Source organism: Trabulsiella guamensis ATCC 49490, assembly GCF_000734965.1.
Taxonomy (GTDB): Bacteria; Pseudomonadota; Gammaproteobacteria; order Enterobacterales; family Enterobacteriaceae; genus Trabulsiella; species Trabulsiella guamensis.
Window position 1 is genome coordinate 58839 of record NZ_JMTB01000081.1, and the last position, 11963, is coordinate 70801.

General features: G+C 52.5%; 10 protein-coding genes. 2 read left to right on the top strand and 8 right to left on the bottom strand.

The window, feature by feature from the left end; all coding sequences use genetic code 11:
* Positions 1 to 12: 12 nt before the first annotated feature.
* Together cysI and cysJ are read right to left on the bottom strand one after the other, a co-directional pair.
* Positions 13 to 1725 (bottom strand): assimilatory sulfite reductase (NADPH) hemoprotein subunit, encoded by a 1713-nt coding sequence (cysI, locus tag GTGU_RS12705; RefSeq protein WP_038157611.1) that lies wholly within the window; start codon positions 1723 to 1725, stop codon positions 13 to 15.
* Complete coding sequence (gene cysJ, locus GTGU_RS12710; protein WP_038157614.1) at positions 1725 to 3530, bottom strand: NADPH-dependent assimilatory sulfite reductase flavoprotein subunit; 1806 nt, start codon at positions 3528 to 3530, stop codon at positions 1725 to 1727. Before cysJ ends, cysI begins: the two co-directional genes overlap by 1 nt.
* Before the next feature lie 306 nt (positions 3531 to 3836).
* Here cysJ and queD point away from each other — a divergent pair, with 306 nt between their 5' ends.
* Positions 3837 to 4199 carry a 6-carboxytetrahydropterin synthase QueD gene (gene queD / locus GTGU_RS12715; RefSeq protein ID WP_038157616.1) on the top strand — a complete coding sequence of 121 codons (363 nt, stop codon included), beginning with the start codon at positions 3837 to 3839 and terminating at the stop codon, positions 4197 to 4199.
* Between the two features lie 44 nt (positions 4200 to 4243).
* On the opposite strand, the gene queE is transcribed toward queD, so the two are convergent.
* Both queE and GTGU_RS12725 read right to left on the bottom strand, forming a co-directional pair.
* On the bottom strand, positions 4244 to 4915 hold the full coding sequence (queE, locus tag GTGU_RS12720; RefSeq protein WP_038157618.1) for a 7-carboxy-7-deazaguanine synthase QueE: 672 nt from the start codon (positions 4913 to 4915) through the stop codon (positions 4244 to 4246).
* A 54-nt stretch (positions 4916 to 4969) separates the two neighbouring features.
* Complete coding sequence (locus GTGU_RS12725; RefSeq protein WP_038157620.1) at positions 4970 to 5677, bottom strand: N-acetylmannosamine-6-phosphate 2-epimerase; 708 nt, start codon at positions 5675 to 5677, stop codon at positions 4970 to 4972.
* Positions 5678 to 5853: 176 nt separating this feature from the next.
* On the opposite strand from GTGU_RS12725, the gene GTGU_RS12730 reads away from it, so the two are divergent.
* On the top strand, positions 5854 to 6678 hold the full coding sequence (locus tag GTGU_RS12730; protein ID WP_038157622.1) for a MurR/RpiR family transcriptional regulator: 825 nt from the start codon (positions 5854 to 5856) through the stop codon (positions 6676 to 6678).
* A gap of 57 nt (positions 6679 to 6735) precedes the next feature.
* Here the strand turns inward: GTGU_RS12730 and eno are convergent, their stop codons facing one another.
* From eno to GTGU_RS23980, 4 genes are all read right to left on the bottom strand, one after another.
* Positions 6736 to 8034, bottom strand: a complete 1299-nt coding sequence (gene eno / locus GTGU_RS12735; RefSeq protein ID WP_038157623.1) for a phosphopyruvate hydratase — start codon at positions 8032 to 8034, stop codon at positions 6736 to 6738.
* Positions 8035 to 8115: 81 nt separating this feature from the next.
* The gene (gene pyrG, locus GTGU_RS12740; RefSeq protein ID WP_038157625.1) at positions 8116 to 9753 is read right to left on the bottom strand and encodes a glutamine hydrolyzing CTP synthase; all 1638 of its coding nucleotides are present in this window, start codon (positions 9751 to 9753) and stop codon (positions 8116 to 8118) included.
* A gap of 226 nt (positions 9754 to 9979) precedes the next feature.
* The gene (gene mazG, locus GTGU_RS12745; protein ID WP_038157627.1) at positions 9980 to 10783 is read right to left on the bottom strand and encodes a nucleoside triphosphate pyrophosphohydrolase; all 804 of its coding nucleotides are present in this window, start codon (positions 10781 to 10783) and stop codon (positions 9980 to 9982) included.
* A 391-nt stretch (positions 10784 to 11174) separates the two neighbouring features.
* Positions 11175 to 11933 carry a DUF4225 domain-containing protein gene (locus GTGU_RS23980; protein ID WP_169741179.1) on the bottom strand — a complete coding sequence of 253 codons (759 nt, stop codon included), beginning with the start codon at positions 11931 to 11933 and terminating at the stop codon, positions 11175 to 11177.
* Positions 11934 to 11963: the final 30 nt, after the last annotated feature.

The following is an 11963-nucleotide window of genomic DNA, read 5'->3' on the forward strand; positions in this document are numbered from 1 at the left end:
ACGTACCTCTCGTTATTCCCAGAAATCCCGGGCAGGGTCGAGCACCGGGCGAATGATGCCCATACGCACCGTGAAGTCACCGAAGCCTTCCCCTGCTTCGCGCTCTTTCGCCCAGCGCCCGACCAGTTCGTCGATATTGTCGAGAATTTCTGATTCGGTAATATTTTCCCGGTACATGCGGGGGATCCGCGTTCCCTCACGGTTACCGCCGATATGCAGGTTGTAGCGGCCCGGCGCTTTACCCACCAGGCCAATTTCCGCCAGCATCGCGCGGCCGCAGCCGTTCGGGCAGCCGGTCACGCGCAGGACGATATGATCATCGCCAACGCCATGCTTGCCCATCACTGCTTCAACTTTGTCGACGAACGACGGCAGGAAACGCTCGGCTTCAGCCATCGCCAGCGGACAGGTCGGGAATGACACGCAGGCCATCGAGTTTTCACGCTGCGGTTTGACGGCATTCATCAACCCATGCGCCCGCGCCAGCTTTTCGATCTTCGCTTTCTGACTTTCCGGCACGCCCGCGACGATCAGGTTCTGATTAGCCGTCAGGCGGAAGTCGCCTTTGTGGATCTTCGCGATTTCCAGCAGGCCGGTTTTCAGCGGTCGCCCCGGGTAATCCAGTATACGTCCGTTTTCGATAAACAGCGTCAGGTGCCATTTGTCGTCGATGCCTTTGACCCAGCCAATGCGATCGCCGCGGCCGGTAAATTCATACGGGCGGATCGGCTCGAATTTGATCCCCGCGCGGCGTTCAACTTCGGCTTTGAAGGTCTCCACGCCAACGCGTTCCAGGGTGTATTTGGTTTTCGCGTTCTTACGGTCAGTACGATTACCCCAGTCGCGCTGCGTGGTGACCACCGCTTCCGCTACCGCCAGGGTATGTTCAAGCGGCAGATAGCCAAACTCGCTTGCCGTGCGGGCATAGGTTTTCTTGTTGCCATGTTCGATGGAAAGACCACCGCCCACCAGCAGGTTAAAGCCCACCAGCTTGCCGTTTTCGGCAATCGCCACGAAGTTCATGTCGTTGGCGTGCAGATCGATATCGTTCTGCGGCGGGATCACCACTGTGGTTTTGAATTTACGCGGCAGATAGGTTTTGCCGAGAATCGGCTCCTCGTCAGTGGTCGCTACTTTTTCCTGATCGAGCCAGATCTCCGCATAAGCACGAGTGCGCGGCAGCAGGTGCTCAGAGATTTTCTTCGCCCACTCGTAGGCTTCGGCATGCAGCTGCGACTCAACCGGGTTAGAGGTGCAGAGTACGTTACGGTTCATGTCGTTGGCGGTCGCCAGTGCGTCAAGCCCTACCTCGTGCAGCATCTGATGCGCCGGTTTGACATTTTTCTTAAGCAGACCGTGATACTGGAATGTCTGGCGGTTGGTCAGACGAATACTGCCGTAAATGGTATTTTCACCGGCAAACTTGTCGATTGCTTGCCATTGTTTCGTGGTGATCACCCCGCCCGGCAGGCGGCAGCGCAGCATCATCGCGATGCGCGGCTCCAGCTTCTGCTCAGCGCGTTCGGCGCGAATATCGCGATCGTCCTGCTGATACATGCCATGAAAGCGGATCAGCAAAAAGTTGTCGCCGTTAAACCCGCCGGTCAGGCCGTCATTTAAATCCTCCGCAATCGTCCCGCGCAGATAATTGCTTTCGGCTTTCATGCGCTCGGCATCGCTCAGTTTGCCTTCGACCACTAAAGGGCCTGGGTGTTTTTCGCTCATTAGTAGACATCTCGCTGATAACGGCGCTCAACGCGCAGCTCACTTAAATATTCATCCGCCGCTTCGGCATCCATCGCACCAAATTCGGCAATCACGTCCAGTAAAGCCTGTTCGACATCTTTCGCCATGCGATTAGCGTCGCCACAGACATAAATGTGCGCGCCGTCGTTGATCCAGCGCCACAGCTCTGCGCCCTGTTCGCGCAGTTTGTCTTGTACGTAAATTTTTTCTTTTTGGTCTCTCGACCAGGCGAGATCGATGCGGCTCAGCACGCCCTCTTTGACGTAACGCTGCCATTCCACCTGATAGAGGAAATCATCCACAAAATGCGGGTTGCCAAAGAACAACCAGTTTTTACCTTCCGCGCCATCGGCGGCACGCTGCTGCATAAAGGCACGGAACGGCGCAATACCCGTACCCGGGCCAATCATGATCACCGGTGTCTGCGGGTTGGCAGGCAGACGGAAGTTGTCGTTATGCTCAATGAAAACGCGGACTTCGCCTTCCTCTTCCACGCGATCGGCAAGGAAGCCAGACGCGCCGCCGCTACGGGCGCGGCCTTCAATGTCATAGCGTACAACACCAACAGTGATGTGAACTTCGTTTTCCACTTCAGCCTGTGCAGAGGCGATGGAATAAAGGCGCGGCGTCAGCGGGCGCAGCAACCCAATTAACGCGTCGGCATCCAGTTGTGCCGGAGAAAAACGCACCATGTCGACAATCGGGGTGGTAGCGGCATAATGCTGGAGCTGAGCCTTATCGCCCACCAGCGGCAGCAGGCTTTCACTGCGGGTCAGGGTCGCGTAGTTTTCCACGATGTTGCCAGTGTTGACCGTCAGTTCAAAATGCCACTGTAGCGCCTCAGCCAGCGGCAGCGTTTTACCGTCAACCATCACCGGCTCATCGCCTTTCAGCCACAGCAGTTCGACCAGCTCTTTAACCAGCGCCGGATCGTTCTGATACCAGACGCCGAGCGCGTCGCCAGGCTGGTAGCGCAGACCGGAATCGCCAAGATCGATTTCGATATGACGCACATCTTTTTCCGAATCGCGGCTGGTGATTTTCTGATTGACCGACAATGTGGCGGTCAGCGGCGCTTCTTTGGTATACGGGCTGGAGTGGACTTCGTTGAATACCCCGGTTGCCGCTACGGCCGTCGGCGTCGCAGGGGCAACAGGCGCACGCGCTTTCAATATCTCTACCACGCGAGCACGCCACTGGGCGGCCGCCGTCTGATACTCCACATCAGCATCAACGCGATCAAGCAAGCGCTCGCCGCCGAGCTCTGCCAGTTTGTTGTCAAAGTCTTTTCCGGACTGGCAGAAAAATTCGTAAGAAGTATCCCCGAGGCCAAAGACGGCAAAAGCGGTATCGTTCAGTTTTGGCGCTTTTTTCGAGAACAGGAACTTATGCAGCGCAACGGCCTCTTCCGGCGGCTCGCCTTCCCCTTGCGTTGAGGTGACGACAATCAGTAGTTTTTCTGCGGCGATTTGCTTGAATTTATAATCCCCGGCGTTAACCAGATTGACGTTGAGTTTTTCTGCCAGCAGATCATCACGAAGCTGTTCCGCCACGCGGCGCGCATTGCCCGTCTGCGAAGCAGAAAGCAGAGTGATTGCCGGGGCTTCAGCAGCGACAGGCGAGGTCGCTGTCACTGTGCCGGGATGCTGATTGAGCATGCCCCAGAAATAGCCAGAAACCCAGGCCAGCTGGGTCGGAGAAAAATCGGTTGTTGCCGCCTGCAGGCGGGCCAGTTGCTCCGGATTAAGCGGAAGGAGACTGGAAGGTGGGGCCTGTGTCGTCATGCGTTGTTATGTTCCAGTATTAAAGCGGTAATTTTGCAAAAAAATCCAAACTGAAGGTAAGGTTAACGGCGAGGATAATAACAATTAAAGAAGGGATGGAAATAATAAATAACCAAATCGACTAACCTGTTTTACTCATACCTGTTAACAGGAAAATCGATTAATTAACTTACTGAATATTATGATGAAAAATACATCTTTCGCCATATCATCGGCTGGTAGCCATGAAGGGCTGTTTTAGGTAATGAGAAAAAATGTGCTTTCCGGTATGATTTTCCGGTTTTTCGTCTTATTTGAGAGTTCACCATGTCCACCACGTTGTTTAAAGATTTCACCTTTGAAGCCGCTCACCATCTGCCGCATGTGCCTGAAGGTCATAAATGCGGGCGCCTTCATGGTCACTCCTTCATGGTTCGTCTGGAGATTACCGGTGAGGTCGATCCGCATACCGGCTGGATTATGGATTTTGCCGATCTGAAAGCGGCGTTTAAGCCGACGTACGATCGCCTCGACCATTACTATCTGAACGAGATCCACGGTCTGGAAAACCCGACCAGTGAAGTGCTGGCAAAATGGATTTGGGATCAGGTTAAGCCGGTTGTCCCGCTGCTGAGCGCAGTGATGGTAAAAGAAACCTGTACGGCGGGCTGCGTTTATCGCGGCGAGTAAGCTTACGCTGCCGGGCGGGGGTGTTACCCGGCATCATCGATTCGTCAGGCGATATTTAAATACTTGTGCGTCTGCATCGACAGGCGCCAGTTACGGGCGATACAGGTTTCGATACACAGTCGCGTCGCGTCGTCTTTCTGGCTGATCGGCTGAAGCGCAATCACCCGTTGCTTATCGTCAGTCAGCGTTGCCAGTAACTCATCCAGCGCTTCGATGTCGCGCACGCGGCCTACCGGGTGTTTGATCTCATCTGCCCGTTGCAGCGCCTGGGACAGCACGTTATAGCCGCCACGCATATTCACTTTTGGCGATACCGTCACCCAGGTGGCGTGAGAGCAACGCACTTCATGCGTGCCGCTGGTTTCTATCTGGCAGCTACAACCGTTATGTTCCAGTAGCGTCGTCAGTAGCGTGAGATCGTGAATGCACGGCTCACCGCCGGTGATCACCACGTGGCGCGCTGTCCAGCCCTGACGGCCGATGATCGCCAGTAAATCTTCTGCGCTCGCCGCGCCCCACTTATCGCTTTCTTTGGTTTTCGCCAGAATGCTGAACAGCGACACTTCCCGATCGGCGAGCTTATCCCAGGTATGTTTGGTGTCACACCACGCACACCCGACCGGGCATCCCTGTAAGCGAATAAAAATAGCGGGAACGCCGGTGAAATAACCCTCGCCTTGCAGGGTCTGGAACATCTCGTTAATCGGGTACTGCATAATCATCTCAGTAAAAGGGGTAAACGATAAGTATCGCAGATCCCGCCGGGAGGATCATGCGCCATCGGTGCTTTGCGCGTGAATTGCCGCGACAAACCGCGCGGTGATCTGCTGCGGACGAGTGATTGCCCCGCCAACCACCACGGCATGAGCCCCCAATGCCAGGCATCGAGCGGCCAGTTCAGGTGTCCCGACGTTGCCTTCGGCAATCACCGGTACCGAGACGGCGGCGATCACCTCACGCAGCAGGCGGCAATCCTCTTCCGGTAGTCGATGCCCCGCCGTTGCTGGCGTGTAGCCATAGAGCGTTGTGCCCACACAATCAAAACCGAGCGCCTGTGCGGTTTTTGCTTCAGCGACAGTCGAAACGTCCGCCATCAACAACACTGACGGATAGCGGGCACGGATTTGCGCTACCAGTTCGCTCAGCGTCAGCCCGCCGGGGCGCACTCTGTCCGTCGCATCGAGGGCGATAATCTCCGGCGCAACGCGCATCAGCTCATCCACTTCACGAAGAGTGGGCGTGATGTACACCTCGCTGTCGGGATAATCGCGCTTGATGATGCCAATCAACGGCAGCGGTACCTGCTGTTTGATTGCCTCGATATCCACCACGCTATTGGCGCGGATCCCGGACGCGCCGCCCTGCTCCGCCGCGACAGCCATTCGCGACATGATAAACGCGCTATGTAGTGGTTCATCCTCCAGCGCCTGACATGACACCACCAGCTTACCTTTAAGTCTGTTCAATATTGTTTGCATCCGCACCGCCTTCCTCTTTTTGAGTTTCATCCATTCGCTTTATTTGAAAATATTTATCATAAATAAAATTAAGGATGAAAATTATCACCAAAAAAGAAGATACTGATCATACTTTTTCAAAAGGGCTGGTATTCTGTTACGGCTTTCACGATGGCTATGACTCATAAGGATCCTGCATGTCAGAAAAACAAAATCTGCTGCTCAGACTGCGGCAGAACGTTTCCGGATACAGTCCCACGCAGCAAAAACTGGGGGAATTTGTGCTGCACGATCCTGCGAATGTGCTCTATATGACTATTACCGAGCTGGCGAGGGAAAGTGGCACCAGCGAAGCCAGCGTGACGCGGCTGTGCCGTGCGCTGGGCTGTAAGGGCTACAACGAATTCAAAATGGCGCTGGCACTGGATACAGAAAATGCATCACCGAATCAGCCGGTTGCGGATGAGATCGATCATATCGTGAATGAATCAGTGCAGGCGCTGCATGACACCGCGAAACTGCTGGACCGCACGCTGCTCACCTCGGCGGTGGAAGCGCTGCATGAGGCACGATCGGTGCAAATATACGGCGTCGCGGCCAGCGCTATTCTGGGGGAATATCTGCACTATAAGCTGTTGCGGCTCGGGAAACCGTCACAGCTATTCAGCGACATGCATCGCGCAGCCATGAACGCCACAACGCTGTCGCAAGAGGATCTGGTGGTGGCGATTTCCAGTTCCGGCTCAACCCGGGATCTACTTCATGTGGTCACACAGGCACGCAAACGCGGCGTGAGTGTGCTGACGCTCAGCAACACCCCCAGCAGCCCACTTGCTTCCCTGAGTGATATCCTGCTGGTGGCCGCAAAACCGGAAGGCCCGCTCAGCGCCGGAGCACTCAATGCCAAAGTGGGCGTGATGTTGCTGGTGGAATTGCTTACCACCTCGCTGATGGCGTGCGACCCGCATTACGCCGAGACGAATCAGCTGACGGCCAGTGCGACATTGCCACTTCTGTTATAAATAGCAGACACAAAAAAACCCGCCGAAGCGGGTTTTTTATCGGACCGAAGAGCAGGATTATGCCTGGCCTTTGATCTCTTTACGACCGTTGTACGGTGCTTTTTCACCCAGCGCTTCTTCGATACGAATCAGCTGGTTGTATTTAGCAACGCGGTCAGAACGGCTCATAGAGCCAGTTTTGATCTGGCCTGCTGCAGTACCTACCGCCAGGTCAGCGATGGTTGCATCTTCAGTCTCGCCTGAACGGTGAGAGATAACAGCGGTATAGCCAGCATCTTTCGCCATCTTGATAGCAGCCAGAGTTTCGGTCAGAGAACCAATCTGGTTGAATTTAATCAGGATGGAGTTAGCGATACCTTTTTCGATACCTTCTTTCAGGATTTTGGTGTTGGTTACGAACAGGTCGTCACCCACCAGCTGGATTTTGTTGCCCAGCACTTTGGTCTGGTAAGCAAAGCCGTCCCAGTCAGACTCGTCCAGGCCATCTTCGATGGAGACGATCGGATACTGTTTGGTCAGCTCTTCCAGGAAGTGAGTGAATTCTTCAGAGGTGAACGCTTTGTTGCCTTCGCCAGCCAGAACGTATTTACCGTCTTTGTAGAATTCAGATGCTGCGCAGTCCATCGCCAGAGTGATGTCCTGACCCAGTACGTAGCCTGCTGCTTTAACCGCTTCAGCGATAACAGCCAGTGCTTCAGCGTTGGAGCCCAGGTTCGGCGCATAGCCACCTTCGTCACCCACCGCCGTGTTCATGCCTTTGGATTTCAGTACTTTAGCCAGGTGATGGAACACTTCAGAGCCCATACGTACGGCTTCTTTCAGGGTTTTCGCGCCAACCGGCTGAATCATGAATTCCTGAATATCAACGTTGTTGTCTGCGTGCTCACCACCGTTGATGATGTTCATCATCGGAACCGGCATGGAGAATTTGCCTGCGGTACCGTTCAGTTCAGCGATGTGCTCATACAGCGGCTGACCTTTAGAAGCCGCTGCTGCTTTGGCGTTAGCCAGAGAGACCGCCAGAATTGCGTTCGCACCGAAGTTAGATTTGTTTTCAGTACCGTCCAGGTCGATCATGATCTTGTCGATACCAGCCTGGTCTTTAGCATCTTTGCCCAGAACTGCCTGAGCGATCGGGCCGTTAACCGCTGCAACAGCTTTGGTTACGCCTTTACCCAGGAAGCGGGATTTGTCGCCATCGCGCAGTTCCAGCGCTTCGCGGGAACCCGTAGAAGCACCTGACGGCGCTGCTGCCATACCGACGAAACCACCTTCCAGGTGTACTTCGGCTTCAACAGTCGGGTTACCACGGGAGTCGATGATTTCACGACCGATGACTTTAACGATTTTGGACATTAGGTTTTCCTCAGTACAAGTTAAACTAAAACTCCAGACAAACAATGCACCCCGGAGGGTGCACTGCTGTTCTAACTTTTCTTACTTCTCCTGACGCTTCTGGTACTCGCCAGCGGCTTTCACAAAGCCAGCAAATAGCGGGTGCCCATCACGCGGCGTAGAAGTAAACTCCGGGTGGAACTGACAAGCCACGAACCATGGATGGTTCGGCACTTCGATGATCTCGACCAACTGATCATCCCCGGAACGGCCCGCAACACGCAGGCCCGCAGCTTCGATTTGTTTCAGCAGCATGTTGTTAACTTCGTAACGATGACGATGGCGTTCGGTGATGACTGGTGCGCCGTACAGCTTACGAACCAGGCTGTCATCAACCAGCTGGCAAGCCTGCGCGCCAAGGCGCATAGTGCCGCCGAGGTCGCTTTTCTCGGTACGCACTTCCACGTTACCGTCTTCGTCACGCCACTCGGTAATGAGCGCCACCACCGGGTACTTACAGTCTGGCACAAATTCCGTTGAGTTGGCGTTTTCCATACCTGCTACGTTGCGCGCAAATTCCATCAGCGCAACCTGCATACCCAGACAAATGCCCAGATAAGGAATATTGTTTTCACGCGCATAGCGTGCAGTGGCTACTTTGCCTTCTACACCACGGTAGCCAAAGCCACCCGGGATCAGAATCGCGTCCAGACCTTTCAGAATATCGACACCGCGGGTTTCTACATCCTGCGAATCAATAAGTTTGATGTTGACGGTCAGACGGTTCTTCAGGCCACCATGTTTCAGCGCTTCAATCACCGATTTGTAGGCGTCCGGCAGTTCAATATATTTGCCGACCATACCAATAGTGACTTCGCCTGCCGGATTGGCTTCTTCATAGATAACCTGCTCCCATTCGGCCAGGTTTGCTTCCGGACAGCTCAAGCTGAATCGTTTACAAATATAATCGTCAAGACCCTGTGATTTCAACAGGCCCGGGATTTTATAAATAGAATCGACGTCTTTCAGAGAAATAACGGCTTTTTCCGGTACGTTGCAGAACAAAGCAATCTTGGCGCGTTCGTTAGCAGGAACAGCGCGATCAGAACGGCAGATCAGAATATCCGGCTGAATACCGATAGAGAGCAGTTCTTTGACAGAGTGTTGCGTCGGTTTGGTTTTGACTTCACCCGCAGCGGCCATGTACGGCACCAGCGTCAGGTGCATATACAGGGTATGTTCGCGGCCCACTTCAACCGCCATCTGCCGAATCGCTTCAAGGAATGGTAATGATTCGATATCACCCACCGTACCGCCGATCTCCACCAGCACAACATCATGGCCTTCGCCACCAGCAAGGATGCGCTCTTTAATGGCATTAGTGATGTGTGGAATAACCTGAACGGTTGCACCCAGATAATCGCCACGGCGCTCTTTGCGCAGGACGTCAGAGTAAATACGACCCGTGGTGAAGTTGTTGCGGCGCGTCATTTTGGTACGGATGAAACGCTCATAGTGACCCAGGTCCAGGTCGGTTTCAGCGCCGTCTTCAGTAACGAACACTTCCCCGTGCTGAATTGGGCTCATGGTACCCGGATCGACGTTGATGTACGGATCGAGTTTCATGATGGTCACGTTGAGGCCACGGGCTTCGAGAATGGCTGCGAGGGAGGCTGCGGCAATGCCTTTACCCAGAGAGGAAACTACCCCGCCGGTCACAAAAATATAGTTCGTTGTCATGCTGAACCTGAGAAGTTAGGTTTAAAAGACGATGGAATAACCAGGACGGGAAAGTAGTATACCCGAACATGGCAGGCGCCACAAACATTCATTATCCCTCCTTTTCCTCAGGTTCACACGATACGGGGAGGGAGAAAATAGCCGCTTTCGGCGAAATGTTTTTGACGTAAATCAAGCGCTTGTTATTTTAAAAATCACACAAATTGCGCTTGACCATGAAAAATCGTTAGAGATCAGTTTCCTGTTGTTTTACCTGCTGCCAGACGGCTTCCATGATATCGAGATCTACCCCGGTCATTTCCAGGCCACGCTCTGCAACAATCCTTTCCACTTCTCGGAAACGACGCTCAAATTTCAGGTTCGCTTTTTGCAGCGCCACTTCAGCTTTTACTCCAAGATGACGGGAAAGATTCACTGTGGCGAACAACAGATCGCCCACTTCTTCTTCCAGTTTTGCCTCATCAATGACGGCCTGCTGCGCTTCATACATCACTTCGTCAATCTCTTCATGCACTTTATCCAGCACCGGACCAAGCGTGGTCCAGTCAAACCCCACCGCCGAGCAGCGGCGCTGAATTTTCTGCGCACGCATTAGCGCAGGCAGACTGTGGGGAATATCGTCCAGCGCCGAGTGCTGGGCTTTTTCGGCACGCTCCGCGCTTTTGATCTGCTCCCAACGGGCCAGTACTTCCGTACTGTTACCGGCCGTCGCGTCACCAAAAATATGCGGGTGACGACGCTCCAGCTTGTCGCTGATGGCAGCGCAGATGTCGTTAAAATCAAAGCGCCCTTCTTCCTGGGCCATCTGCGCGTAAAACACGACCTGGAACAGCAGATCGCCCAGTTCACCACGCAGATCGTCAAAATCTTCCCGGTTGATAGCGTCCAGCACTTCATATGTTTCTTCGAGAGTGTATGGCGCGATCGTAGAAAACGTCTGCTCCCGGTCCCACGGACAGCCGTTTTCCGGGTCACGCAGGCGCTGCATAATGTCGAGCAGGCGGTCTATATTTTTACCCTGGGAGGTCATTTGTAATATCTCCTGACAATGTTTGACAGCACGGGGAAGAGTCTGCTAACCCTCGGGCTCATAAGCGCCAGACTAATAAACTTTGCAGAATGACAAATATAAGCACTCCATATTGCACTGAAATATAGCGAGCTAACCCCATGGATCTAATGAATTCTATACCATACCAATGGTAACCCGTCACATCATAAAAAACCACAGTGATTTGCATTACCGACAACATAATAATCAACAAAATAAATAACACTCTGAAAACGTTGTTATTAAGAAAAAAAACAATGCGCCGAACATGATATAAACCCAAAAGAATTAAAATTGAGCACAAAAAAAACAAGAAAACTGGCAACCAGTTATTTTGTGGAAACAAAAGGTTATCAATCATGGGACAACCTTATTTATCGACCTGAATAGCAGGCAACACAGATATTACTGTGGTGACATCGCTGACCACCTCGAGTAATAAAGCTGGTTTACTCATTTCTTGTATACCTCGTATGTAATCAGTCTGATGTGATTTTATACCAAAGAGACTCCATGATTTTTCTCTGGGTGTGGGTATATGCCTTGCCAGCCCATACCCGGAAAAAACAAGATCGGCTACCCCATAGGCTGCATCCGCATAAGGGTCTAATCCCATTTTATTAAAAGAATATCGGTATGCTTCTCTTAACGGGCCTGACGCCTCTTCATAAGCAACCAGATAATAACCATTTTCATAGATATTATTGATACCCTGGATAATCATTGCTGTTCCTGTTGCGGCTCCCATGCCTTCAGAGATAATACAAATGCCTGTTCCCGTGGCTGTCTGACCAAAACCGGCCAGAAACCCGACTATTTTTGTAAATAGCGTCTGAAGTTCTTTCTTCCTTTCCTCTTTGTATGCCAGCTCAGCAAGATGCCTTGAATATATTTTGTTATTAACGACCATTCTTTTTTGGTAACGCAAAACTTGAGCTTTATATTTCAAGACATCAACCCCACCAGTCAATGAAAAACAATTTCGTTGAATATCCTCTTCGACAGACCGAATAACCTCTCTGACTTTTATCATCATCTTTGCTTGTTCAAAGAGAAATGGATCACTCCCCCATAATTCCAACGAGGCACGTAGATACTCTTTTTTTGCTTGTTCAAAATTTTCTTTCATAACATCCCACATCATGAACCGCCTATTCAT